The 25,961-nt window shown below is 57.8% G+C and carries 24 protein-coding genes; 12 read left to right on the top strand and 12 right to left on the bottom strand.

Translation table 11 applies throughout. From position 1 onward, the window contains the following. Position 1 precedes the first annotated feature (1 nt). The 12 genes from tolR to I9182_RS10415 all read left to right on the top strand — a co-directional run bounded on the left by tolR (position 2) and on the right by I9182_RS10415 (position 12,358). Positions 2-478, top strand: coding sequence for a protein TolR (gene tolR, locus I9182_RS10470; RefSeq protein WP_209505520.1), 477 nt, complete (start codon positions 2-4; stop codon positions 476-478). 9 nt (positions 479-487) lie between these two features. After that, a complete protein-coding gene (locus I9182_RS10465) occupies positions 488-1,591 on the top strand; it encodes an energy transducer TonB (protein ID WP_209598194.1) in 1,104 nt (367 codons plus the stop codon). Further along, complete coding sequence (tolB, locus tag I9182_RS10460) at positions 1,588-2,907, top strand: Tol-Pal system beta propeller repeat protein TolB (protein ID WP_209598193.1); 1,320 nt, start codon at positions 1,588-1,590, stop codon at positions 2,905-2,907. The genes I9182_RS10465 and tolB overlap by 4 nt, the downstream gene beginning before the upstream one ends. A gap of 72 nt (positions 2,908-2,979) precedes the next feature. Then, positions 2,980-3,489: a peptidoglycan-associated lipoprotein Pal gene (pal, locus tag I9182_RS10455; protein ID WP_209598192.1), complete on the top strand. Its 510-nt coding sequence runs from the start codon at positions 2,980-2,982 to the stop codon at positions 3,487-3,489. Between the two features lie 4 nt (positions 3,490-3,493). Then, positions 3,494-4,318, top strand: a complete 825-nt coding sequence (gene ybgF, locus I9182_RS10450) for a tol-pal system protein YbgF (protein WP_209598305.1) — start codon at positions 3,494-3,496, stop codon at positions 4,316-4,318. Then, the gene (tilS, locus tag I9182_RS10445) at positions 4,309-5,568 is read left to right on the top strand and encodes a tRNA lysidine(34) synthetase TilS (protein WP_209598191.1); all 1,260 of its coding nucleotides are present in this window, start codon (positions 4,309-4,311) and stop codon (positions 5,566-5,568) included. The genes ybgF and tilS overlap by 10 nt, the downstream gene beginning before the upstream one ends. 75 nt (positions 5,569-5,643) lie before the next feature. Next, positions 5,644-7,560 carry an ATP-dependent zinc metalloprotease FtsH gene (gene ftsH, locus I9182_RS10440; protein ID WP_209505530.1) on the top strand — a complete coding sequence of 639 codons (1,917 nt, stop codon included), beginning with the start codon at positions 5,644-5,646 and terminating at the stop codon, positions 7,558-7,560. 98 nt (positions 7,561-7,658) lie between these two features. Beyond that, positions 7,659-8,255: a sulfurase gene (locus I9182_RS10435; protein ID WP_209598190.1), complete on the top strand. Its 597-nt coding sequence runs from the start codon at positions 7,659-7,661 to the stop codon at positions 8,253-8,255. Between the two features lie 144 nt (positions 8,256-8,399). Beyond that, positions 8,400-10,076, top strand: coding sequence for a formate--tetrahydrofolate ligase (locus I9182_RS10430; protein WP_209598189.1), 1,677 nt, complete (start codon positions 8,400-8,402; stop codon positions 10,074-10,076). Positions 10,077-10,131: 55 nt separating this feature from the next. Beyond that, positions 10,132-10,437: a chorismate mutase gene (locus I9182_RS10425; protein WP_209598188.1), complete on the top strand. Its 306-nt coding sequence runs from the start codon at positions 10,132-10,134 to the stop codon at positions 10,435-10,437. Positions 10,438-10,488: 51 nt separating this feature from the next. Beyond that, positions 10,489-11,379 carry a bifunctional methylenetetrahydrofolate dehydrogenase/methenyltetrahydrofolate cyclohydrolase FolD gene (gene folD, locus I9182_RS10420; RefSeq protein ID WP_209505538.1) on the top strand — a complete coding sequence of 297 codons (891 nt, stop codon included), beginning with the start codon at positions 10,489-10,491 and terminating at the stop codon, positions 11,377-11,379. Positions 11,380-11,806: 427 nt separating this feature from the next. After that, positions 11,807-12,358 carry a LytTR family DNA-binding domain-containing protein gene (locus I9182_RS10415; protein WP_245222583.1) on the top strand — a complete coding sequence of 184 codons (552 nt, stop codon included), beginning with the start codon at positions 11,807-11,809 and terminating at the stop codon, positions 12,356-12,358. A gap of 2 nt (positions 12,359-12,360) precedes the next feature. Here the strand turns inward: I9182_RS10415 and pdeM are convergent, their stop codons facing one another. From pdeM to I9182_RS10355, 12 genes are all read right to left on the bottom strand, one after another. Beyond that, positions 12,361-13,023, bottom strand: coding sequence for a ligase-associated DNA damage response endonuclease PdeM (pdeM, locus tag I9182_RS10410; RefSeq protein WP_209598186.1), 663 nt, complete (start codon positions 13,021-13,023; stop codon positions 12,361-12,363). Positions 13,024-13,063: 40 nt separating this feature from the next. After that, positions 13,064-15,475 (bottom strand): ligase-associated DNA damage response DEXH box helicase, encoded by a 2,412-nt coding sequence (locus I9182_RS10405; protein WP_209598185.1) that lies wholly within the window; start codon positions 15,473-15,475, stop codon positions 13,064-13,066. A gap of 40 nt (positions 15,476-15,515) precedes the next feature. Further along, on the bottom strand, positions 15,516-16,823 hold the full coding sequence (locus I9182_RS10400; protein WP_209505546.1) for an ATPase: 1,308 nt from the start codon (positions 16,821-16,823) through the stop codon (positions 15,516-15,518). Between the two features lie 117 nt (positions 16,824-16,940). After that, complete coding sequence (locus tag I9182_RS10395) at positions 16,941-17,486, bottom strand: prepilin peptidase (RefSeq protein ID WP_209505549.1); 546 nt, start codon at positions 17,484-17,486, stop codon at positions 16,941-16,943. 3 nt (positions 17,487-17,489) lie between these two features. After that, positions 17,490-18,341, bottom strand: a complete 852-nt coding sequence (locus I9182_RS10390) for a tetratricopeptide repeat protein (protein WP_209505551.1) — start codon at positions 18,339-18,341, stop codon at positions 17,490-17,492. Between the two features lie 29 nt (positions 18,342-18,370). After that, positions 18,371-18,886 carry a tetratricopeptide repeat protein gene (locus I9182_RS10385; protein ID WP_245222597.1) on the bottom strand — a complete coding sequence of 172 codons (516 nt, stop codon included), beginning with the start codon at positions 18,884-18,886 and terminating at the stop codon, positions 18,371-18,373. 78 nt (positions 18,887-18,964) lie between these two features. Continuing rightward, complete coding sequence (locus tag I9182_RS10380; protein WP_209505555.1) at positions 18,965-19,945, bottom strand: type II secretion system F family protein; 981 nt, start codon at positions 19,943-19,945, stop codon at positions 18,965-18,967. A 10-nt stretch (positions 19,946-19,955) separates the two neighbouring features. Next, positions 19,956-20,924 (bottom strand): type II secretion system F family protein, encoded by a 969-nt coding sequence (locus I9182_RS10375; RefSeq protein ID WP_209505557.1) that lies wholly within the window; start codon positions 20,922-20,924, stop codon positions 19,956-19,958. Between the two features lie 11 nt (positions 20,925-20,935). Then, entirely contained in the window at positions 20,936-22,381 is a 1,446-nt protein-coding gene (locus I9182_RS10370; protein ID WP_209505559.1) for a CpaF family protein, read from the bottom strand. A 23-nt stretch (positions 22,382-22,404) separates the two neighbouring features. Then, the gene (locus I9182_RS10365) at positions 22,405-23,640 is read right to left on the bottom strand and encodes an AAA family ATPase (RefSeq protein WP_209598183.1); all 1,236 of its coding nucleotides are present in this window, start codon (positions 23,638-23,640) and stop codon (positions 22,405-22,407) included. Positions 23,641-23,839: 199 nt separating this feature from the next. Next, complete coding sequence (locus tag I9182_RS10360; RefSeq protein WP_209505564.1) at positions 23,840-24,472, bottom strand: OmpA family protein; 633 nt, start codon at positions 24,470-24,472, stop codon at positions 23,840-23,842. A gap of 17 nt (positions 24,473-24,489) precedes the next feature. After that, positions 24,490-25,896 carry a type II and III secretion system protein family protein gene (locus I9182_RS10355; protein WP_209505566.1) on the bottom strand — a complete coding sequence of 469 codons (1,407 nt, stop codon included), beginning with the start codon at positions 25,894-25,896 and terminating at the stop codon, positions 24,490-24,492. Positions 25,897-25,961: the final 65 nt, after the last annotated feature.

The following is a 25,961-nucleotide window of genomic DNA, read 5'->3' as shown; positions in this document are numbered from 1 at the left end:
GATGGGCGCTGCGATCCAGCAATCGTCGGGCGGCAAAGGGCGCAGACGTGGTCGGCGTCGCGGTCGCGCACAGCCGATGGCCGAGATCAATGTGACGCCATTCGTGGATGTCATGCTGGTGTTGCTGATCATCTTCATGGTGGCCGCGCCATTGCTGACGGTTGGCGTTCCGGTCGATCTGCCCAAGACCGCAGCCAGCGCGCTGCCCGGTGACAATGAAGAGCCTTTGACCGTGACCCTGACCGCAGACGGCCGCGTGCAGATCCAGACCACCGATGTGTTGCGCGAAGAATTGATTGGTAAACTGCGTGCCATTGCGGCAGAGCGGAGCAGTGACCGGGTTTTCCTGCGGGCCGATGGTGCAATCCCTTACGCACAGGTGATGCAGGTCATGGGTGCGCTGAACGCGGGCGGGTTTTCCAACGTTGGCCTTGTAACCGATACCGGCGGGCCGACGCTGGATGAAGGTGGAGAGTGAGGTCGCACGGTGGATACCGGCACCAAGATTTCAGCGATTGCGCATGTCAGCCTGATCGGATGGGCGATGTTCGGCGGTACCTTCCGGTCCGAACCGTTGCCGATGGCTGTGCAGGATGTCTCAGTGATCACGGCTGAACAATTCGCGGCCATGACGGCCCAGCGGGATGCGCCGGAACTCCCCGAAGTACCGACCGCGTTGCAGCAACCGCCCGAGCCGGAGGCTGTGACCAAGCCGCCGGAACCCAAGATTGATGAACAGCCCCGCCCTGAACCTGTTGCACCGGCTGAACCAGAACCAGAGCCAGAGCCCATCATCGTGGAAGCGCCGCCAGAACCGGAGGTTCCTGACGAGCCTCCGGTTCTGACGGAACCTCAGGTCGAACCTGTTGCACAGCCTGCGCCGCCCGGTCCGGAGGCACAGCCGCGTCCATCAGATCGCGTCGCGCCCGAGGCGATAGCTCCGCCACCGCCCGAGGCAAAGCCTGATGATTTTGAAACGCCGCCGGTATCCCTGGATGAAGGCGCAGAGGTTCAGCAGGAACAGCAGGATCAGACCGCGCCGCAAGAGGCAGCCCCGGAGATTGTGACCGAGGCAGAGGAAGCCAAGGAACAGTCGCCCCTGACATCTCCGCGGCCGCGCGTGCGTCCAAACCGGCCAAACCCGCCGCAGGAACCCGCTGTGGTCAAAACGCCTGAGGCGACCGCGGAACCCGAAAAACAAACCGATGAAACGGCAATCAACGACGCCCTGGCCGAAGCCTTGGGCAGCGGGTCCGAACCTTCTGGCCCACCGCTGACCAGCGGAGAGAAAGACGCGATGCGACTGGCTGTTTCTGGATGTTGGAATGTGGGTTCCTTGTCCACGGATGCGCTGAACATTGTGGTTGTTGTTGCGTTCTCACTGAACCGCGATGGTACGGTCGTCGACGGCAGTGTTCGGATGCTGGACAGCTCTGGCGGCTCGGCAGGAGCCGTTAAACAGGCCTACGAAGCCGCGCGACGCGCTATTTTGCGCTGCGGAGCCAAAGGATATGATTTGCCTGCTGACAAATACGAACATTGGCAGGATGTTGAGATTACATTTAACCCCGAGAGGATGCGGATCAAATGATGAAGCTTCTGACCAGCCTCTTTGTCGGCCTGACACTGATGTCTGCGCCGGTTTATGCACAGAACGGGCCTTTGCGTCTGGAACTGGATGAGGGGATTATCGAACCCTTGCCCTTTGCCGTTCCGGATTTTGTGCCGGACAGTCCGGCCGCAGCACAGTTCGCGCAGGATATCTCGCGCGTGGTGGCGGCTGACCTGACCGGGACCGGGTTGTTCCGCGAAATCTCCTCGGATGCGTTCATCAGCCGGGTCAGCAGCTTCGAAGCTCCGGTTCAGTTTGCGGATTGGAAGGCGATCAACGCTGACGCGCTGATCACGGGCGCTGTCAATGTGTCCGGTCAGAAACTGACGGTTCGGTTCCGGGTGTGGGATGTGTTTTCGGGCCAGGAACTGGGAAATGGTCTTCAGCTGGCAGGTACCACCGACGGGTGGCGGCGCATGGCGCACAAGGTGGCCGATCAGGTCTATAGCCGGATCACAGGTGAAGGCGGTTATTTTGACAGCCGCGTTGCCTTTGTTTCGGAAAGCGGGCCGAAGGACCAGCGCCTGAAGCGTTTGGCGATCATGGATTACGATGGCGCGAATGTGCAGTACATGACCGACAGCGCCGCAATCGTTCTGGCGCCCCGGTTCTCACCCACCGGTGACCGGCTGCTTTATACCAGTTATGAAAGCGGCAGCCCGCGCATTTACGTGACTGAAGTCGGGCGCCCGAAACCGCGGGAACTGAAGACGCAGGACGGGACGATGAGCTTTTCGCCTCGGTTCTCGCCGGATGGCCGGTCGATTGTCTATTCGTTGATTCAGGGCGGCAATACCGATCTGTGGAAGATGGATATCGTTTCGGGTCAAAGCACGCGCCTGACCAACACGCCCGCAATTGAAACTGCCCCCAGCTATTCACCCGATGGCAGCCGGATCGTCTTTGAAAGCGACCGCTCCGGCACGCCGCAATTGTACGTGATGGCAGCAAACGGGGGCGAGGCCACGCGGATTAGCTTTGGCGCAGGCCGCTATGGTACCCCGGTCTGGTCACCGCGCGGCGACCTGATCGCCTTTACCAAGCAGAACCAGGGCCGGTTCCATATCGGCGTGATGCGCATCGACGGGTCAGAAGAACGTTTGCTGACAGCCTCTTTCCTGGATGAAGGCCCCACCTGGTCGCCCAATGGCCGGGTCATCATGTTCACCCGCGAAACGCAGGGGGCCAGTGGTAGGGCATCGCTTTACTCGGTGGATATCTCGGGCAGGAACCTGCGCCCGGTACGTACACCGGACGGCGGCAGCGATCCGTCCTGGGGCCCATTGCAGAATTGATCGCAGCAAAGTTCACAACAAATCGTCCCTGTGGTAGACAGGCGGCAATAAACATAACACGAGGCACCTGAAATGAACGTATTGAGCAAAGTTCTGGCGCTGGGCGCGCTGAGTGTGATCGCCGCCTGCACAAACAATGACCCCTCAGCCTTGGGTAGCGGTGGTGGTAGCGGAGGCATTGGATCCATTGTCCCCGGATCACCGAGTGATCCGCGCTCGCCCGCGTATTTCCAGCAAACAGTCGGGGACCGTGTCCTGTTTGCCGTTGACCAGTCAACCCTGTCGCCTGAGGCGCAAACAGTGCTGCAAGGGCAGGCGGACTGGCTGCTGGCCAATCCGGATTTTGTAGCAACGATCGAAGGTCACGCGGATGAGCAGGGCACGCGGGAATACAACCTTGCACTGGGCGCACGCCGGGCGAACGCTGCGCGTGAGTACCTGATTTCGCGCGGCGTCGCGGGCAGCCGCCTGAACACCGTGAGCTATGGCAAGGAACGCCCGATCGAGATTTGCAGCACCGAGGAATGTTATTCCAAGAACCGTCGTGCGGTAACGGTTCTGACCGGGTCAACTCTGGGGTAAGATGATGCGCATTGCAGGATGGGTTTTGGCGGCGGTTGTAGCGACGGCTGGTGTTGCACAGGCACAGGATCAACAGACCCTTGCGGATATCCGTCAGGAACTGACGGTGTTGCATGTGGAAATTCAGCGTTTGAAGCGCGAGTTTTCCACTACGGGTTCACCCGCACCAAACCTGTCCGGCAGTTCGGTCCTTGAACGGGTGGATGCCATCGAGGCCGAATTGCAGCGCCTGACCCGCCAGACCGAGCAATTGAACCAGCGGGTGCAGAACATTGTCACCGACGGCACCAACCGTATCGGTGACCTTGAGTTCCGGCTGGTTGAACTGGAAGGCGGCGATTTGTCGACGTTGGGTGAGACCTCGACATTGGGTGGTGACACGGCCACTGTGATAACCGGACCAACAAGTATCGAAACGCCAACGGCGACCGATAATGGTGAACTTGCCATAGGTGAGCGTGCTGATTTTGATGCTGCCTCGCAAGCGTTGGCCGACGGCGATTTCCAGACTGCTGCCACGTTGTTTGCGCAGTTTGAAACAAGCTATCCCGGCAGTCCGCTGGCGCCCGAAGCCAACCTGAAACGCGGTCATGCCCTAGAAGGGATTGGCGACACACGCGAAGCGGCCCGGGCATTTCTGGCCAGCTTCACGGGTGATTCCGAGGGCGCGTTTGCACCCGAGGCGCTGTACGAACTTGGCGCGGCGCTCGGCCGTTTGGGACAGACCGATCAGGCCTGCATCACGCTTAATGAGGTCGGAGTACGCTTTCCTTCTGCGCCAGAGTTTTCGAGCGCCACGCAGGAGATGACCGCGTTGGGATGTACTTGAACCATCACTCCGGCAAACTACTTTCAGACCTGCGCGCCCGGCTACCCGAAACACTTCCGCGCAAGTTGGGGATTGCAGTTTCGGGAGGCGGGGATTCCGTCGCCTTGATGCATCTTTTGCATCAGGTGGCGCAAGATGAGGCCATCACTCTTTTCGTTGCCACGGTCGACCACGGTTTGCGACCCGAATCCGCGTGCGAGGCCGAAACCGTATCCCGGCAGGCGGCTGCGTTGGGGATGTCTCATGATACGCTGCGTTGGTCGGGATGGGACGGTACCGGCAACTTGCAGGACCGGGCACGTCAGGCGCGATATGATTTGTTATCCGAATGGGCAAAGGGCCGAGGAATCGACGCCATTGCGCTGGGCCACACCGCAGATGATCAGGCGGAAACACTGCTGATGCGGTTGGGCCGATCATCCGGGGTCACGGGCCTGTCCGGCATGTCGGCTATTCGGAAACAGCGGAGGCTGGCGTTGCTGCGTCCGATGCTGGGGATCACCCGTGAACAGCTGCGCACCTATCTGACTGAGACTGGCGTGGCATGGGTGGACGATCCTTCGAATCAGGATGCCAGTTTCGACCGGATCAAGGCGCGCGAAGCTTTGGGTGGGCTGGAACCTTTGGGAATTGATGCGCTTTCATTGTCCCGCGTGGCGGACAATCTGGCGCAGGCACACACGGCACTTGGCGTCTGTGCGCAAGAATCCGCACGGTCCGTGGCGCAGGTCGATCAAAGTGACGTGAGGGTGAACCGGGCCGGATTTGCCGCGTTGCCCCTTGAGATTCGGCGTCGTGTCCTGCTGGGAATCCTCTCATGGATTGCCGGGTCGGGTTATCCCCCGCGTCAGGCGGCAGTGGATCGGGCGATGGATGCAGTTGCGAATGGGCAACCGGCGTCAGTAGGCGGTTGTCTGATTGTTCCACAAGGCGGGAGTGTTTGGATTTGCAGGGAATTTAATGCCGTGAAATCTCAGATGGCGGCGCCCGGTGCTGTGTGGGATGGCAAATGGCGGGTCAGTGGACCCGCAACAATGGGCGCAGAAATCCGTGCTTTGGGGGGTGAAGGGTTGCAACAGGTGCCCGAGTGGCGTGCAACCGGACGTCCCAGGATAGCTTTGACGGCGACGCCTGCGGTTTGGAATGCGGACAGGGTGCTGGCCGCCCCGCTTGCGGGTCTTGCGAATGGTTGGCAGGCTAGGTTTGCGTCAGATTGGCCCGAGTTCCACGCATCTTTTTTATCGCATTGAACATACGACAATCCTCTCTATTTTAAGAGGTAACTTGGCAGCGTCTCACCTGCCGGAACTTTTAGGAGAATTTCCTTGGGCAACGCTCGCAATATCGCGTTTTGGGTCGTTTTGTTCCTGCTCATTCTTGCACTGTTCAATCTGTTCAGTGGACCGGGCGGAACGCTTCAGAGCAACGAGAAAACCTATTCCGACTTTGTCGGTGCCGTCCAAAGCGGTGAAGTCAAGAACGTGACCCTGGATGGTGAACAGATTCGCTATACCATGCAAAGCGGTGCAAGCTATGTCACGATCAAACCCGGCGACGCCGAAGTGACCAAGCTTCTGATCGAGGAAAACATCCCCGTTCAGGCTGTAAAGCAACAGCAATCAGGCTTTCAGTCATTCCTGATCACGCTGCTGCCTTTCCTGTTACTGATCGGTGTCTGGGTCTATTTCATGAACCGGATGCAGGGCGGTGGCAAAGGGGGCGCGATGGGCTTTGGCAAATCCAAGGCCAAGATGCTGACTGAAAAGCATGGCCGCGTGACCTTTGACGATGTTGCCGGTATCGACGAGGCCAAGGAAGAGCTGGAGGAGATTGTCGAATTCCTGCGCAACCCGCAGAAGTTCAGCCGCCTTGGTGGCAAGATTCCCAAGGGCGCGCTGCTGGTTGGCCCTCCGGGTACCGGTAAGACGCTGTTGGCCCGTGCCATTGCGGGTGAGGCAGGCGTGCCGTTCTTCACCATCTCGGGTTCGGATTTTGTCGAAATGTTCGTTGGTGTCGGTGCGTCCCGCGTGCGCGACATGTTCGAGCAAGCGAAAAAGAATGCACCCTGTATCGTGTTTATCGACGAGATTGATGCTGTGGGCCGCCATCGTGGCGCCGGATATGGCGGTGGCAATGACGAGCGGGAACAAACGCTCAACCAGTTGCTGGTCGAAATGGACGGGTTTGAGGCCAACGAAGGTGTAATCATTCTGGCGGCGACAAACCGCAAGGACGTTTTGGACCCTGCGCTGCTGCGACCGGGCCGGTTCGACCGTCAGGTCACAGTCGGCAACCCGGACATCAAGGGCCGCGAGAAAATTCTGGGCGTTCACGCACGTAAGACGCCGCTGGGCCCGGATGTTGATCTGCGCATCATCGCGCGCGGTACGCCGGGCTTTTCGGGTGCGGATTTGGCCAACCTCGTGAACGAGGCTGCGTTGATGGCCGCGCGCGTGGGCCGTCGCTTTGTCACCATGGAAGATTTTGAAAACGCCAAGGACAAGGTGATGATGGGGGCCGAGCGCCGCTCGATGGTGCTGACGCAGGATCAGAAGGAAAAAACAGCCTATCACGAAGCGGGTCATGCTGTTGTTGGTCTGTCTCTGCCCATGTGCGATCCGGTCTACAAGGCGACAATCATACCGCGCGGAGGCGCGCTGGGTATGGTGGTTTCGCTGCCGGAAATGGATCGCCTGAACTATCACCGTGATGAATGCGAACAGAAGCTGGCGATGACCATGGCGGGTAAAGCTGCCGAAGTCATCAAGTATGGCGAAGATCACGTGTCGAACGGTCCTGCCGGGGACATTATGCAGGCCAGCCAACTGGCACGTGCCATGGTGATGCGCTGGGGTATGTCAGACAAGGTTGGCAATATCGACTATGCCGAGGCGCATGAGGGATACCAGGGCAATACTGCCGGGTTCTCGGTATCGGCTCATACCAAGGAGCTGATTGAAGAAGAGGTAAAGCGCCTGATCCAGCAGGGCTATGAACAGGCGCACAAGATTCTGACCGATCAGAACGAGGAATGGGAGCGTTTGGCCCAAGGTTTGCTGGAATACGAAACGCTGACCGGTGACGAAATCAAACGCGTCATGAACGGGGAGTCGCCCGGCGACAGCGATGACCAGAATGACAAGTCGGACGAGGGCAGTGCGCCCAGCGTGACAGCCATCCCCAAGACCAAGGCCAAGAAATCACCGCCTGAGGGCGGGATGGAACCTGAACCGACAGCATAACCAGCAAGAACCCGGGCTCTGACCCGGGTTTTTCTCTTTCCATCAGAGCGTTACTGGGCATTATGCGCTGGCAGACACCAATGGGAAGGGAAGCGCGTATGCCGTTTTTTCGGGAAACCGAATTTGCAGCCGAAGTCGTTTGGCTGGGTCTTGTTTCTGCCGGCGGATCGCTTCGTGCCAAGCCCGTTGAGTTGCTGGATCTTGGGTTTGAGGGCGCGAAAGGCGAACGGCACGAAGGTCTGAGCCGTGCGTCCTGTGTTCGGGTCTCGAACCTCTATCCCAAGGGCACTGAAATCCGCAATGTTCGTCAACTGTCGGTGCTGTCCTTGGAAGAGTTGCAGCAGATCGCGCAGAACATGGGGCTGGACCAGCTTGACCCGTCTTATCTGGGCGCATCCATAGTGCTGAAAGGTATACCGGATTTCTCGCACATTCCGCCGTCCTCGCGTCTTCAGACGGTCAACGGGCTGACGATCACTGTGGATATGGAAAACGCGCCCTGCGTATTGCCCGGTCGCGAAATCGAAGCGGATCATCAGGGGTATGGTGCAGGGTTCAAACCTGCTGCCGTCGGGCGCCGCGGTGTCACGGGCTGGGTCGAACGTCCTGGGCGCATTCAACTGGGCGATCACCTCAAGCTCTTTGTTCCAGACCAGCCTGCCTGGAGCCCTGAAAATATGCAGGTTTCCGATTAGTTACCGATGAAGTGACCTGACGACGCTTCGCGACGCCAGAATGTCGGAATCCATGGCTAATCAGATTGTACACAAGGGTATGGAATGCGTAGCGCCGACGTTGGACGTCGGTTTTGCACGGTATTCAATCAAGGACCCCGGCCAATGAGCTATAAATCCGACATCGAAATTGCGCGTGAAGCGAATAAGAAGCCGATCCAGGAGATCGGCGCGAAGCTTGGAATATCCAGTGACGATCTGTTGCCGTATGGGCATGACAAGGCGAAGGTGAGCCAGGAGTTCATCAACTCGGTGCAGGGTCGTGAGGACGGCAAGCTGGTGCTGGTGACGGCGATCAACCCGACGCCTGCGGGTGAGGGGAAGACGACCACAACGGTTGGTCTGGGTGACGGTCTGAACCGCATCGGCAAGAACGCGATGATCTGTATCCGCGAGGCCTCGCTGGGCCCGAACTTCGGCATGAAGGGCGGCGCAGCGGGGGGCGGCTATGCGCAGGTTGTTCCGATGGAAGAGATGAACCTGCACTTCACCGGCGATTTTCACGCGATCACCTCGGCCCATTCGCTGCTGTCGGCGATGATCGACAACCACATCTACTGGGGCAATGAATGCGAGATCGACACCCGCCGGGTCGCATGGCGTCGTGTGGTCGACATGAACGACCGTGCCCTGCGCCAGATCACCGCCAGCCTGGGCGGCGTGTCGAACGGGTTCCCGCGCGAAACAGGTTTTGACATCACCGTGGCGTCCGAGGTCATGGCGATCCTGTGCCTGTCAAACGACCTGAAGGATCTGGAAAAGCGTCTGGGTGATATCATCGTGGCCTATCGCCGCGACAAGACGCCGGTCTATTGCCGCGACATCAAGGCCGAAGGCGCGATGACCGTTCTGCTGAAAGACGCAATGCAGCCGAACCTGGTGCAGACGCTGGAAAACAACCCGGCCTTTGTCCACGGTGGCCCGTTCGCGAACATTGCGCATGGCTGCAACTCGGTGATCGCGACCAAGACTGCGCTGAAAGTGGCTGACTATGTGGTGACCGAGGCGGGCTTTGGCGCCGATCTGGGTGCCGAGAAGTTCATGAACATCAAGTGCCGCAAGGCGGGCATTGCGCCCTCTGCCGTGGTTCTGGTTGCCACCGTGCGCGCGATGAAGATGAATGGCGGTGTCGCCAAGGCCGATCTGGGTGCCGAGAATGTCGCTGCGGTCAAGGCGGGCTGCGCCAACCTGGGCCGCCATATCGAGAACGTGAAGTCGTTCGGTGTGCCGGTTGTTGTCGCCATCAACCACTTTGTCACCGACACCGATGCCGAGGTTCAGGCGGTGAAGGATTATTGCGCCTCTCATGGGGTCGAGGCGGTTCTGTCGCGCCATTGGGAGCTGGGCTCGGAGGGCTCCGCCGATCTGGCCCGCAAGGTTGTGGAAATCGTCGAAGGGGGCTCTGCGAACTTCGCGCCGATCTACCCCGACGAGATGCCGCTGTTTGAGAAGATCGAAACCATCGCCAAGCGCATCTACCGCGCCGACGAGGTTCTGGCCGACAACAAGATCCGCACCCAGCTGAAAGAATGGGAAGCTGCGGGGTATGGCATCCTGCCGGTCTGCATGGCGAAAACCCAGTACAGCTTCTCGACCGACCCGAGCCTGCGGGGCGCGCCCACCGGCCATTCGGTTCCGGTTCGTGAGGTCCGCCTGAGCGCGGGTGCGGGCTTTGTTGTGGTTGTCTGCGGTGAGATCATGACCATGCCGGGCCTGCCCCGCAAACCGGCCGCGGAAACCATCTGCCTCAATGACGCAGGTGAGATTGAGGGCTTGTTCTAAGCCGCTGAATAAGACATCTCGTGGTCCGGGACCCCCGGGCCATGAGGAGACGATGATGCCCACTCTGACACCGCCGCAGGATTGCCAATCGATGCGGGATCTGCGGGTTCAGATCGACAGGCTGGACCGCCAGCTGATCGGGATGCTGGTGAGGCGCGCAAGCTATATCGACCGCGCGACTGAGCTGAAGCCGGGTGAGGGCCTGCCCGCCCGCATCCCGGACCGGGTCGAGGATGTGGTGCAAAAGGTGCGCGACAGTTCGCAGGCGGCGGGGATGGACCCCGATTTGTCCGAAACGCTCTGGCGCATTCTGATTGACTGGTCGATTGCACGTGAGGAACGTGTGCTCGGCCCCGAGTAAAGACCGGGCGCGTTCTGCGCCCGTTTGGGTTTTGAAAGAAGGAACCAAAGGATGGTAGCGCAGGTTATCGACGGGAAGGCCTTTGCCGCCAAAGTGCGCGCGCAGGTGGCCGATCAGGTTGCAAAGCTGAAAGAGGAAAACGGCATCACCCCCGGCCTGGCCGTGGTTCTGGTGGGCGAGGATCCGGCCAGCCAGGTCTATGTCCGCTCGAAAGGCAAAATGACCGTCGAGGTCGGCATGAACAGCTACGAGCACAAGCTGGATGCGGAGACCTCGGAGGCGGAGCTGCTGGCACTGATCGACAAACTGAACACTGATCCGGCGGTGCATGGCATTCTGGTCCAGTTGCCGCTGCCCAAGCACTTGAACGAGGATCTGGTGATCAATTCGATCGATCCGGCGAAGGATGTGGACGGGTTTCACATCTCGAATGTGGGTCTTTTGGGCACTGGTCAGAAGTCGATGGTGCCCTGCACACCGCTGGGCTGCCTGATGATGCTGCGCGATCACCACGGTTCGCTGTCGGGCATGGATGCGGTTGTCATCGGTCGCTCGAACATCGTGGGCAAGCCGATGGCGCAGCTGCTGCTGGGGGACAGCTGCACCGTGACCATCGCGCATTCGCGCACCAAAGATCTGCCGGATGTGGTCCGCCGCGCCGATATCGTCGTGGCCGCTGTTGGCCGCCCCGAAATGGTGCCTGGCGACTGGATCAAGGAAGGCGCCACCGTGATCGACGTGGGCATCAACCGCATCGAGCGGGATGGCAAGACCAAGCTGGTCGGCGACGTCGACTATGCCAGCGCTGCCGAACGCGCCGGCGCCATCACCCCCGTCCCCGGCGGCGTCGGCCCCATGACCATCGCCTGCCTGCTGGCCAACACCCTCACCGCCTGCTGCCGCGCAAACAAACTCCCCGAACCAGAAGGCCTGACCGCGTGATATACGCGGGGGCCGGATCGGACACTTCGGACCGGCCCCCTTTTTTTGGCAGGCAAAGTTCCAGCCATATTGCTCCCTGACCGCCCCCTGACTGCATGGGCAAAGCGCCCTGAATGGGTTTGACAGCCGAATGAATCGTGATATCCCTGTAATCCCAGTTGGTTACAGGTGAAGACACTTTTGTGTCTGACGCGTTCGGGTTGAGCTATGCTAATTCATGCACAAAAGCGGTATGACGTCTAAAATAAGTATAATCCAGAAGGCATTTTCGCCGCAGCGTGTCGTAGCGGGTTTGGTCTTTCTTCCTTTACTTGCATATGCGTTTCCACCCTTCCATGATTCTGACCTGTCATTTGGATTGCGGCTTGTATTCTGGGCCGGAGTGATGGTCCTTGCTTTGACGGTGACCGGGCTTGCCAGAAAGCTGATGCGGAAGAATCCCGTTTTCCTGAATGTTCCGGCGCGGGACCTGGCATTTGTTACTTTGACCCTGGCATTGTTCACGCCCTCACTTTGGATGTTGGCCTGGGTTCTTTTCACCTGTGGTGGATATATGGCACCGGACGCCGAAAGGGTTGTGGTTTATGGCGCTTTGTTCGCGACTGGCTTGATGCTTGTTCAGCGCAACGATCTGAACGCTGCGGCAAATACTGAATCTGATCCTGAAAAACCACGCCTTGTCAAACGCTTGCCACCCGGGTTCAACGGGAAAATCTATCGCCTGACCGTTCGGGATCACAATGTAGATGTTGTCACCTCAGAAGGCACCTTCACGCTTAGGTCGCGTTTCACGGATGCCATTGCCGAAATGGAACCTGTCCCGGGTCATTGTTCGCACCGTTCGCATTGGGTTACCGACGCGTCCATTGTAAGTGTCGAAAGAAAAGGTGGTAAAATCTTTCTGAAACTGGTCAATGACGATCTGGTTCCGGTCAGCCGGAAATACAAACCCATGCTGGAAGAGGACGGCCTGATCTGAACCTATCGCGGCATTGGCATCAAGTGAGGAAGCGGGCCTGTGAGGATCGCCATCGCCTGCGAACCCATGAGTGCCGACAGCACATTATCCGTACTGCGCAGCCCCCCGGTAAAGGTGCCATAAGCCGGAAGTATCAGGCGATGATCGTTCAGCAGAAAGGCGGGCCGTGAAATATGACGCCCCTTGACCCTGACCCGGACTTTTGGATGGTAATGGCCGGAAACTTCTCCTCGCGCGGGATCCTGCGCGATATGACGGAAAACAAGCGGACCACGGTGCCATTCGAACAGATGGGTTCCACCCAGCTCAATAGGACCGGGATCGTGATTCCCCTCAATCCAGATCCACTGACGTCCGGATTGTAAGGTCGCGATCCTCTGCATTTCTGATTTTGGCAGCGCTCGGGCAGCTTCAAGATCATCGAAGCTGTCGCCCAGACATACAACGGTTTTGGCGTTCGTGTGCGCCAGATCATCCTTCAGGCGGTCCAGCGTTTCACGGCTGTCATAAGGCGGAAGCGAAGGCCCGCCACGCCGCGCCACGCGCTCGGATTTGCCCAAGTGCAGGTCCGACACGCACAGCAAGTTTTCGTCGGGCCACCAAAGCGCACCGGACGGCAAAGCACACAAGCACTGATCCGCAAACGGAAACTCAAGTTCGTTCATGATACGTTCTTGACCTGTTTCAGCACCCGGCGCAAGCAGATCAAAGCTGTTCCAACCCCGCCTCTTGCAGCAGACGCGCGCTTTCTTCCGCCAGAAGCCTTTCTTCGGCACTGCCTTTCACCGGCACTTTGCCAACCTCAAGAAACAGTGGTGCTGACAAGGGCGAGACACGCTCGAGCCGCACCAGATCGATTCTGTCGCCAATTCGGACCAACATTGTTTCGATCCGACCGAAATCGACAAGCCCGCGCATGGCTTCTTCGCGGGTGATCTGCATCAATAGGTGATCGGGATCGTATTTCAGCAAGGTGTCATACAGGATATCTGACGAAAACGTAGCCTGCCGCCCGCTTTTGCGTTGCCCTGCCATGTTGCGTTCGATCAGACCCGCAATGGTGGCCGATGCACGAAACGTGCGCTTCATAACGGCGTTACCTGCCAGCCAGGTGTCCAGTCCGTCGCGCAGCGCATCGGGTTGAAGCAACGGGCGGGGATCGGTAACCGCGTCCAGACCCCAGATCAGCGTGGCATAGTCCGTGGCGACAAACCCCAGCGGGGCCAGTCCGGTTTCCTCCATCCGTTTGGTCAGCAGCAGGCCCAGTGTTTGTTGCGCGTTGCGACCAGCAAATCCGTAGACGCACAGATGTTCACGCCCATCGCTGGGAAAGCTCTCGATCAGCAGACGATCACGCTGGGGCAGGCGGGACATCTGGCGCTGCAAATCCAGCCATTCAGCCGTATGAGGGGGAAGCTGTGGCCAGTCAGTTTGGGCAAACATGCGCAGAATGCGGTCGCTGAGTTGCGTGGAGGTTGCGAATTTCGTGCCCGAAAAGGTCGCAATCTTTGGCTTTCGGTCTGCGCGCCGCGAGACTTCGACCACCATCTCGCGCAGTCCCTCATACCGCACGATTTGCCCGCCGATCAGGAAGGTGTCGCCGGGCGTCAGCGAGGCAGCGAATGCTTCTTCAACCTCACCCAGAGGTTTGCCGCCCCGGTTACGTTTCAGACGAACTTTGAGCGTATCCGTGTCCTGAATAGTGCCTAGATTCATACGAATGCGCGATGCGGCGCGTGGGTCGCGCAACTGCCATTTCCCGTCGGTACGCTGCTGCAACCTTTGCCAGCGATCATAGGCTTGCAGAGCATAGCCGCCGGTGGCGCAGAAATTCAGGCAGGCGTCAAACTCTGCCCGCTTCAGCTGAGCGTAAGGCCCGGCGGATGTCATCTCGGCATATAGATCATCTGCGTTAAACGGCCCGGCACAGGCGGCAATCAGGATATGCTGGCACAAAACATCGCGCGGGCCGCGACCGCGGGGTTCCCCATCCAATTCATGGGCTTTGGCGGCCTCTAGCGCGGCGACGCATTCGACCACTTCGAAGCGATTGGCAGGCACCAAAAGCGCCTTGGAAGGTGCGTTATAGCGGTGGTTGGCCCGTCCTATCCTTTGCACCAGCCGTTTGACATTCTTGGGCGCGCCGATCTGGATTACCAGATCGACATCCCCCCAATCGATGCCCAGATCCAGCGAACCGGTGCAGACGATCGCGCGCAAGTCACCTCGAACCATTGCCGCCTCGACCCGCTCGCGCTGCTGCCGGTCCAGACTGCCGTGATGGATGCCGATGGGCAGACCGTCATCATTGGCCAGCCAAAGATTGTGAAAGAAAATCTCGGCCTGGGCGCGCGTATTGTGAAAGATCAACGTGGTCTTGTGATGCTTGATCTGCTCCAGCACAGTTGGAATCGCATAAGCCGCGCCACCACCAGACCAGGGTGGCATCTGTGACGTTTCCAGCATTCGGATATCCGGGTCCGGGCCGGGGTCGGCCTGTACAATCTGGCAGGGATCAGGGTGGCGGGTCAGAAAGCGGGCAACCGCAGCAGGATCTTCCACCGTCGCCGACAACCCGACGCGGCGCAGATCGGGATTGAGGTGTTGCAGACGCGCCAGCGCCAGCATCAACTGATCTCCGCGCTTGCTTTCAGCCAGTGCGTGGATTTCATCGACAATGATCCGCTGCACCCCTTCAAACATACGCGGGGCATCCTCGTACGAGGTCAGCAACGCCAGACTTTCCGGCGTGGTCAACAGGATATGCGGCGGATCGGCCCGCTGGCGTTTCTTTTGCGTGGCCGAGGTATCACCGGTTCGGTCTTCGATCCTGACAGGCAGGCCGATCTCATCCACCGGGGTACGCAGATTGCGTTTTATGTCGGCGGCCAGCGCCTTGAGCGGCGAGACATAGATCGTGTGCAATCCATTGTGACCAGCGTCCGCAAGTTCGGCAAGCGACGGCAGAAAACCGGCCATGGTCTTGCCGCCACCGGTGGGTGCAATCAACAGTGTCGCCGGGCTGCATGCGCGGTCGAACATCTCTTGCTGATGCGGGTGGATGGACCAGCCTTTGGTGGAAAACCACGCGGCAATCCGTGCGGGAATCTGCGTCATGAACGCAGACTACCCGCCCCGGAGTGGTAATGGCACGGCGTTATTTGACGATTTTCTCGTCTTTGACGAACATGTTGGCCCAGGCCCGGTCGATCAGTTCCGGGCTCATCTGATAGGGGATGCCTTCGAACTCGCAGATCGAGATCATCTGGTCGATCAGAAAGATCGGTTGATAGTTGGCGTAGATGTTGTTGATGGTCGGGTATTTGACCTTCAGCAGATGCACCAGCGCCGCCTCATCCAGCGGCATCCCGCGTTTACGCGCAACCATGGCGAAAATCTTCAGGAAGTTCTCCTGATTCGGACCGTCGATCTTGATCTTGAAGAAAATCCGGCGCAGGGCTGCCTGGTCAAAGATCTCGTTCGGGTGGAAGTTGGTCGAGAAGATGACCAGCGTATCAAACGGAACTTCGAATTTCTCACCCGATTGCAGGCCCAGGATATCCTTGTTTTCTTCCAGTGGAACAATCCAGCGGTTGACCAGCGCCTGCGGCGGTTCGGCCTGACGGCCAAGGTCGTCCACGATAAAGATGCCGCCCGTGGATTTCAGCTGTAGCGGTGCCTGATAGGTTCTTGCCGTGGGGTTGTAGACAAGGTCCAGCATACTAAGCGACAGTTCGCCGCCGGTGACAACGGTTGGGCGTTCACACTGCACATAGCGTGAGTCGAACCGCTTGCGGCGGCGCAGGCTGTTCGGGTCGTCGGCTTCCTGCTCGATCGCGGTATGCACGATCGGGTCGTAGACCGTGATCACCTGCCCCGCATATTCGATGGCATAGGGGACATAGACATTGTCCCCCAACGCATCGCGAATGCCGTTCGAGATGGACGACTTACCGTTGCCCGGCGGGCCATACATCAGGATCGACCGGCCTGCGCTGACCGCCGGGCCCAGATGATCCAGCAGGCTGTCGGGCAGAACCAGGTGCCCCATCGCATTGGTCAGCTGGTCGCGCGTGACCTGAATGTTGCGGATCGACTGGCGCTTGACCTGCTCCCGATAGACGTCCAGCGGCACGGGCATCGCACCGAAATACTCGGACTGGCTGAGGGCATCCAATGCGCGGGCCTTGCCGGCATCAGTCAGCTGATATCCCATCTCGTTGCCACTGTTGGCGTTCAGCGTCCCCGTAGCCTCAAGCAGCTTTTGCTCGCGCGCGATATCGATCAGTTCCTGCGTGACTGCGCCGGGCAGACATATGGCTGCTGAAACTTCTGACACCGTGCTCGCATTCTTGCGGAATATGGTCTTCAGCAAGATGTCCCGCATCATCACCAGCGGAAGCTTCATTTCGCCTAACCCCTTCGGGGCAGGGGGGGCCATAACAGAGGAAGTCTGCATATTCATGCGCGGTGCTCGTTCGTCAAATTGTAACGCCAACTGCCCGAATAAGGGCGACTTGAAGGAAAAGTGACCCAGCTTTGTGGCGGGACAAAGGCAGCGGCAAGGCGCGCTGATGATAGTTTACGAACCGAGAACAGTACCCAGAATCAGATACATGGCCAACGATCCACCCAGTGCGAACCCCATGGGGAACTGTTTGCCCCGATCCCAGCTTTCCCAATGTGGAGCAATGGTACGCAACCTTGTGATTTTCGCCAAACGGTGCGTGACCACAGCGGCCAGAATACAGGCGGTCAGAATAAGCAGAACCAGCTTCAGATCGCCAAGCCAGACAAACGGCGCGGATGCGGCAAGAAATTTCGCGTCGCCCGCACCCATCGCTCCCGAAGCGTTCAGGAGAATGCCGAAAATCAACACCACGAGGATATGTAGAAGGTGCCAGAAATAGATCGGCATCGACACATTGATCAGCAGCAGATGGCCGCTAACCGCGCCGGTGGACCACGGCGGGATAGCAATCAGCCCGACCACGACAAAAATCAGTGCTAGGGCAACTACTGCGTGGTTCTTGATCCGCATCTCACGCATATCCGTAAAGGCCACGTAAAAGCAGATCGGCAGCACGAAGGGCAGGAACCATGCCGCCGCCGCAGCGGGGATTTGCATGTGTCAGGCCTCTTCAAGTGCACGAAGCGAGCGGACCGCTTCATCGAAATGCTGCGGATGGGTGGCAATGGCCTCGCGGAACAGGTTTTTCGCGGTTTCTACGTCGCCCTGCTTGACTGCGGAAATCCCCATCGTGTTCAACAGTTGGGCCCGTTCGACCTGGGTCATTGGAACCACCGGAAGGCTGTAGTTGCCCTGCGCTGACCGGGCCAACACCAGATTGTTCTTGGCAGTGAACAGAGAGCTGTCCTGGCGAACTGCGTCGGTGAACAGGCGTTCGGCTTCGGCATACTGGCCGCGGGTCAGCTTCGAGTACCCCCAATTGTTCATCACGCTGCCCGGGCGGGTGGTTAGCCCTACGGCCGTTTCATAGAAATGATCAGCCCGCTTCCATTCTTTCCGGGAATCCGCGACCACCGCCTCAAGGCGGTAGCGTTTGAAGGTTTCGAAAGTTGGAGGAACCGAATCCAGAATGGTTTTGGCCTGAGACCAGTCGCCATTTCGCACTAGCGCATCGGCGTACTCGACCTTGTCCGCGGCGTTCGTACCCTTCATTGTCGTCACGCGCTTCCACGCTGCTGCCGCTTCGGTGGTGCGTTTTGCGCGACCCAGGGATATTGCCAGCCCGCGCTGAAGGTCGATGCGATCAGGGTTTTTGAGTGCGGCACCGTGAAAATAGGTCACCGCCTCGTTCGGGTCGGCGGCATTCAACAACACATCGTTCAGGTTGGTTTCGTCAATGACGTTCACTTCCTGAAACGTCCGTTCCACCTTTTCCTCTTCGGTTTCCTTTGCACAGGCCGAAAGGATCAAACCGCTGATAATAACAGTCGGAATCAAGAATTGCTGGCGCATTTTTGCGTCCTTTACTGCTCTTGCCTCGATTACTGGATCTTGCGTAGCGCGAATTGCCCGTCGCCAAGCTGCTCCAGTGTAAATTCTTGTTGTTCTTGCGGGATATTATTAACAGGATTTTCCATTTTTGCGAGCGCTAAGCGCAGATTGTCGCGGATTGCGTCACTTTCGCCATTGTCCAGCGCATAAGCCCGTTGAAAGACCTGCGCCGCTTCGGGGTATTCCTGTTTCTCGATCAGCAGAACGCCCAGATTATTCCATGCAACAGGCCAATCCGGATCGTCTTCCACGGCGCGGCGCAGCAGTTCTTCGGCCTGCCCTAAACGCCGCAACCCAAGATTGGCGGTACCCAGAGAAGTCAGGACCTGTGTCGTCATGCCCTGATCCAACGCGGCACGGGTAAAGGTCTCAAGCGCCAGTTCGTATTCACCGGCAGCCATCAGCCGGTTTCCAACCTCGATATTGTCTTCTGCTTGTGCCCTGGGATCAACTCCCGGCGCATCCAGGCCGTTTGGTGTCAGGCCTTCTGTGCAAGAAGCCACCATGGCGCAAACCACGGTGGCCTTAAGTATTCGGCGAAACCCGGATGGGAAGCACCAGAATTCAGCTTTCATAGGGTTTTATCATCCTGCACGTCCGAAAGTCGAAATGACGTTCGCCGACGGGCCGACCAGAATGATCAGCAGAGGCGGAACTGTCAGCATCATTGTGACAAGAGTCATCTTGGTAGGCAACTTGTTCGCAGCCTCTTCGGCCCGCATCACGCGTTTGTCGCGCATTTCAGCGGCGTATACCCGCAATGCCTCGGCAATGGATGTACCGAAAGTCGCCGACTGGATCATCACGGTGACGAATGAGTTCACGTCCTGTACGCCGCAGCGCACTCCGAAATCGCGCAAAACAGTGTCTTTGTCCTTACCGGCTTTCATCTCGTGTGCGACGGTTTCGAATTCCTGAGCGATATCGGGGTAGGAGGATTTCATTTCACCGGACACGCGCACGATGGCCTGGTCCAGTGACTGCCCGGCCTCAACGCAGACCAGCATCAGGTCAAGCGTATCCGGAAAACCTGCGGTAATTGCCTCTTTGCGTGCTTCGACCCGGCGCGTGATCCAGTATTTCGGGGCGAAATAACCAATTGCGGCTGGCACGAACACCCGGATCATCATTTGCTGGCCGGTGAATTCCTGGCCGTTTGACAGGATCGTAATCAGCAGTACACCGACAACGATACCAATGATACCCAGCGAAAATTGCGCAAAGTGAAAGAACCGGACCGCATCTTTTGACCGGTAACCCGCCTGACGCAGCTTCAGCTCAACCGCCGAATACTCTTCTTCGTTTTTTGGCTCCAGGAAGGTCGCGAATTTCTCAAGCTGCTCATTGCGGCTAGAGTTACGCAGTTGCTCTTTCTTGCTTTTTTTCGTTGCCCGGGGGGCCGCATTCGACCGCTGAAGCTTTTTCAGAGGATCTTCTGGCTGGCTCATGATCAGTGAGACAGCGACAAGAACCATGATCAGGCCAAGTACACCCACTACGATAAGGGGGCCGAACTCACCCAGGTGTTGGGTCAGCAGGTCATTGATGTTAGTCAGAAATTCCATTGTGCTGCCCTCAGACCTTGATGTTGGTGATGATCTTCATAACGATCAGGTTCAGTGTCAGCAAAATGCCGACAACGAAACACGCAGGGATGAACCAGGGGTGATCCAACACTTCGTCATAATACCCCGGATCCTTGACCAGGATGAAAATCAGACACGCAATTGGGAAGCCAGACAGGAACTTGCCGGACCACTGTGCTTCGGCCGTGATGGCCTTGACGCGTCGGAACAGGCGGAACCGCGCGCGGATCACCTGTGCCAATCCAGCCAGAATCTCGGCTAGGTTACCACCGGACTGCTGCTGAATACCCACTGCAACCGCCAGGAACCGCAAATCCTGCATATCCAGACGTTCAGCCATATCCTTCAGCGCCTCGCCCACATCGCGACCATAGGCGCATTCATCCGCGATAACGCCAAACTCGGTACCCAGCGGATCCTGAACTTCGTTCGAAACAACCTGAATTGTCGAAACAAAGGGATTACCCACACGCAGCGAACGCACCATCAGCTCAACCGCGTCAGGCAGTTGCTCTTCGATCATGCCCATACGTTTCTTGGCCTTGTGGTTCACCCACGCGTAAACACCGCCAATACCGATGGCGATTGAAATCGCGGCGCGCAGCGCCGTTTCTGTCGCGGTACCGATGCTCAGACCGACAAACGCCATGGCCGAGACCAGCGCCATGATCATGATCAGCTGACGGGGAGAAAACGCAATCGCGGCTTTTTGAGCTTTGTCAGCAAGCAGCGAATACAGAGGGATGCTCTGTGATTTCATGTGCTGCTGCATTTCCTTGCGCAGCTGCTCCAGAACCTGTTCGCGCCCGGCACCCTTTTCCAGCATGTCCAGACGCCGGTTTACCCGGCTGTTCAGGCTGATGGATTTGCCGAACGCAACCAGATAGATGCCCTCGACCAGGGCAAGAACCCCCACAAAGATGGCGACATAGATAATCGCCTCCATAGGCAATTGCATACCCGGTTCTCCTACATTGTGGTTGGGTCGTAGATGGATGCGGGCAGATCAAAACCCCACAGACGGAAGCGTTCCGAATAGTGGCTGCGCACACCAGTAGCCGTAAAGTGACCGATGATCTTGTTGTCAGGTGTAAGGCCAACACGTTGAAAACGAAAGATTTCCTGCATCGAAATCACGTCACCTTCCATGCCGGTAATCTCGGTGATCGAGGTCATCCGGCGTGAACCATCCTGCAATCGGCTGGCCTGAACGATCAGGTTCACAGCGCTTGCGATCTGGCTGCGGACTGCCTTGATGGGCATTTCGATGCCCGCCATCGCGATCATGTTTTCCAAACGTGAAATCCCGTCACGGGCCGAGTTCGCGTGGATCGTGGTCATCGAACCGTCGTGACCAGTGTTCATGGCCTGCAACATGTCGATCACCTCGGCGCCGCGTGTCTCGCCCACGATGATGCGGTCAGGACGCATACGCAGGGCGTTTTTCAGACAGTCGCGCGGGCTGACTTCACCTTTGCCTTCCACGTTGGGCGGGCGGCTTTCCATCCGGCCCACATGCGTCTGTTGCAGCTGGAGTTCCGCTGTATCCTCGATGGTCAGGATGCGTTCGGCATCGTCGATAAAGCTGGACAGAGCGTTGAGTGTGGTCGTTTTACCAGAACCGGTACCGCCCGACACAATGACGTTCAGGCGGGTCGACACGGCAGCTTGCAAGTAGGCGGCCATTTCTTCGGTGAACGCACCGAAGTTGACCAGATCATCAATACCCAGCTTGTCTTTTTTGAACTTACGAATCGAAACCAGAGACCCATCAACCGCGATAGGGGGCACCATGGCGTTGAAACGCGATCCATCGGCCAGTCGGGCGTCAACATAGGGGTTGGATTCATCGACTCGACGGCCTACCGCTGACACGATTTTATCGATGATCCGCATCAGGTGCTTTTCATCCTTGAACGTGATGTCGCTGATTTCCAGCTTGCCGGCACGTTCCACGAATATCTGATGCGGTCCGTTGACCAGAATATCGTTGACCGTATCGTCCTGCAGCAGCGTCTCAAGCGGGCCAAGGCCTGTTACTTCATCATAAAGTTCTTTGTTCAGCTGCGATCGGTCGTCGCGATTCAGAACGATGTTCCTGGTTTCCAGAACTTCGCTGGCGATCGCGCTGATTTCAGCCCGCAGTTCCGCTTCTGCTGCGGTCTCCAAAGCCGCGAGGTTCAGGTTTTCCAGCAACTCGCGGTGCAGTTCGATCTTGATCTCACTCAACCGCTCTTTGCGCTTTCGATCACGGTCGGCCCCAGCAACCTCGGCGGCTTTCTTCTGAGGTCTGCGTGCGACGGCAGTTGCTGCGGGGGTGGGGGCAGCTTGTGCGGCGGGTGCCGCTGTCTCGGCTGGCTGCGCAGCTGCTTTTACCGGCTGCGCTGCTGGCTGTTTTTTATATCTTGAGAACACGGCGATCCCCCCTTGGGATGATGTTACGCAGCTTCAGCGCTGCTGCTGCCAAGGCTGTGAAGTGATTTTGCCAGCTTCGCGATTTCCCGGCGAAGCGGGTTCTTGGCGGCCGAATTTGCCAGCGGCAGGCCATGATCGCCACTTTGCATGACAGGTTTGCCCCCATCAGGCAGCAGCAGGTCAATTGAGATGCCAAGGCTTTCCCCCATACGTTTCACGCGGCTTTTTCCATTCAAATCGGTGAATTTGGGGGCCCGGTTCAGCGCAAAGCGCAGCTTGTTGAAGGGCAGTTCTTCGGCCTGCAATGCGCGCTTGAGGCGCAGGGCGTTCTGAGCCGAGCGCATATCTAGCTCGATCACCGCAAAATACACATGCGCCGCCTGCAAGACCGTTTCCGACCACAAGACCAACGTCTTGGGCATATCCACAATCACATAGTCGAAATGCGTGCGCGCCATGTCGATTACGCGCTGGATGTCTTCGGGGGTAATCAGATCCAACGGCACCATGTCGGATGGCGCGGTCAGAACTTGCAGTTTTTCTTCATACGTTTGAAGGGCTTGCGAGAAAACCTCGCTGTCCATCGAATCCGTATCCGACAGCATTTCGAACACCGTCTCGCGGCGTGCGAGGTCCAGATAGGTTGAAACCGTGCCGTATTGCAGATCTAGATCGATCAGACAGACGGACGGGGCATCCTTGTCCGATGCACAGGCCAGTTCCCAAGCCAGGTTTACCGCCAAAGTCGTGGATCCAACGCCACCGGCCAGTCCCTGAACAACGAACAGCGCGCCTTCTTTCGATTCGCCATTCGCCAATGGAACAGCTGCTGCTTGCGCCATGACAACCGGATCGGGCTGCTTCATTCGTTCGACCGCTTCCTGCAATTCACCTTCCGGCAGCGGGTAGGGGACAAATTCGTCCGCGCCCTTGCGCAGCAATTGGTGGAGCGAAGCTGGTGTGACGTCTTCGGCGATCAGGACGACCTTGATCTTCTTTTCCTTGGCCCGCGTGATGATTTCACCCATCAATGACAGGTTGTCTTCATCTTCCCCGTCGATTGCCAATGCAACGAATTCAAGCGCTTCGGCTTCTGGCTGGCTGAAAAAGGCCAGCGCTTCGGCAAAGCCCAGGTCGCCCCAGCGCTCGCCCAGAATGGTTTCCATGTCTTCAATCAGAAGGTCAAAGTTCTGGACATCCCGGCTTATGGTGCAGGCCAGGATTGCAGAATTTTCGTCTTGCGGCGTTGCGCTGGTCATAAACACTATCCTCGTCGTGAGGGCTCAGCATGTCATATGAACGAATTCCGCCAGATTGATGTGCTGTCGCCCCAATACGGTCAAATTTGGCCGCAGGTCACCCTATTGTTCACAAAGTTGCTCTGAAGTTGGGCAAGAATTGGGCGCAAAAGAACCAATTGTAGGGAAATGGGCGACGATGTCGCCCATTTCGCATATATTATTCACCCGCATCAGAGGCGTCTGTCGCGGTCACCTGTTCAATCGTGCTCTTCCACGTCGCGCTTTCAACGTATTCGCGGTAAATGACGTTGGCGTATTTGCCATCAAGCAGTTGCGGGTGACGGTCAACAAAGCCGGAAACTTCCGTTACGGTGCGGCGGTTGCGGCGATCCCGATTCGGCGTTGCAATTAGCGGCTGCGTTTTTCCAAAGGATACAACGGCTTCAAGACGTGAACGCGAGATTCCTTGCCGTTCAAGGAATGTGACCACCGCTTGTGCGCGGCGCATCCCAAGGCTCTTGTTGTAGCTTGTTGAGCCTACGGCATCCGTATGTCCGTAAACCCGGAACCTGGCTTCGGGGAACTGTTTGATCCAGTCAGCCTGCTGCAGCAGAATGCGTTGAGCTGAAGCGTCCAGTTGCGAACTGTTGAAGGCAAAGTTCACTTGACTGGGCACATCTGCGGCAAATCTGCGACCGAGAATCTGAGCATATGTCAACTCGCCGTTTTGAACCTGTATATTGTTCAATGTCGCGTTTCCGAAGGTTCCGGCATCGATCTCGTATCCGGCCTCGCGCGTACATGCGGCAACGGCGACCGTAAGACCCAGTGTGATGATCCACTTCTGCATTGGTCCTATCCTCCTGATCAATCTAGGACGTAGCCGTACGAGCTGCCGAAATCCTGTTTGGCAACTTCGGATGCTCCACCAGCCCCGGGACGCTGAGTGCGTGCGACCCGACCGTTCACGAACAGGTCAAATTCGCTGGGCGGTTTGACACGATCGGTGGGAAGGGCTAGCGCCTCGCCGCGTGTCGGCGTTACAAGATGCGCCGTGATGATGATCACAAGTTCGCTTTGAGCGCGTTGATAGTTCGCGCTGCGAAACAAAGCGCCCAGCACCGGAACATCTCCTAGCCACGGGACCTGATTGCTGAGATCAGCAAAATCATCCTGAATCAGACCCGCAATGGCAAAGCTTTCCCCATCGCGCAGTTCAATTGTAGTCGTGGCACGACGAGTGATGAAGCTGGGAACAGAATCGCCGTTGATCGTAAAGTCCGAGCTTTGATCGATGCTGGAAACGGCAGTTCCCATTTCAAGGTTGATCAGGTTACCATCCACAACACGTGGGATGAAGTCCATCTCGACACCGAAGGCCTTATATTCAATAGCTACGACGCCGTCATCCTGTGGTACTGGAATCGGAACTTCGCCGCCTGCCAGGAACGTTGCTTCTTGCCCAGACAGAGCAGATAGATTCGGTTCGGCCAGGCTACGGGCCAACCCCTTGCTTTCAAGCGCTTCCAGCAACAGACGGACCTGCGTTGAACCCGCGCCAAACCCAAACAAGATCGCACCTGTGTTTGTTTGAACGTTAGGGATATTGTTTGCGATAGCGTTATTCAGCGAAAGCTGGTTGTTGAGCGTGTTGAAACCACCAGTAATGTCACTGCCACCGAAGCCAAGCGAGGCTGTCAGGTTTTTGGCGACGGTGCGGTTCATCTCGGCGAAGCGTACCTTCAGCATAACTTGCTGCACGCCACCAACGGACATCAGGTTCGAAACACGTTCCGGCGCGTACCGTTCAGCCAATTCAAGTGCGCGGGCCAGTTTGGCTGCGCTTGAAACCGTGCCGGATAGCACAATCCCATCATTGGCGGTGCGCACTTCCACCTGCTCGTTTGGCAGGATCTGACGCAGGCGCTCTTTAAATTCGGTTACATCGGGCGCAACCCGGACACGTACGTTGGCCAGCAGATTTCCCGCGCCATCGAACAGTGTCAGCGTGGTCAGGCCAGGGGCCTTACCCAAAACATAGATTGTGCGATCCGAAAGCGACGAGATATCCGCAATGCCTGCGTTGGCAATGCTGAGCTCTGCAAACGGTTGTTCGCTTTCCACAACAATCGCGCGATTCATTGGTACATCCAGTGTTTCCACCGTGCCCTTTTTTACCACGCGAAGGGTTTCAGCCCAGGCGGCATCGCCGACCGGGCCCATAACAAGCGACAACCCCAGCAGGGTTGCGCTGATCCAGGAACGTATTGTCATGTGACCTGCCTCTCCGATCACGCCTCGTTTTTTGGGTCTTATGCCCTATGTGCAAAGAGACTGCG

The organism is Ruegeria sp. HKCCSP351 (assembly GCF_017872535.1).
In the GTDB taxonomy this organism is placed as follows: domain Bacteria; phylum Pseudomonadota; class Alphaproteobacteria; order Rhodobacterales; family Rhodobacteraceae; genus Ruegeria.
This window is presented reverse-complemented; position numbering and strand designations above follow the sequence as displayed.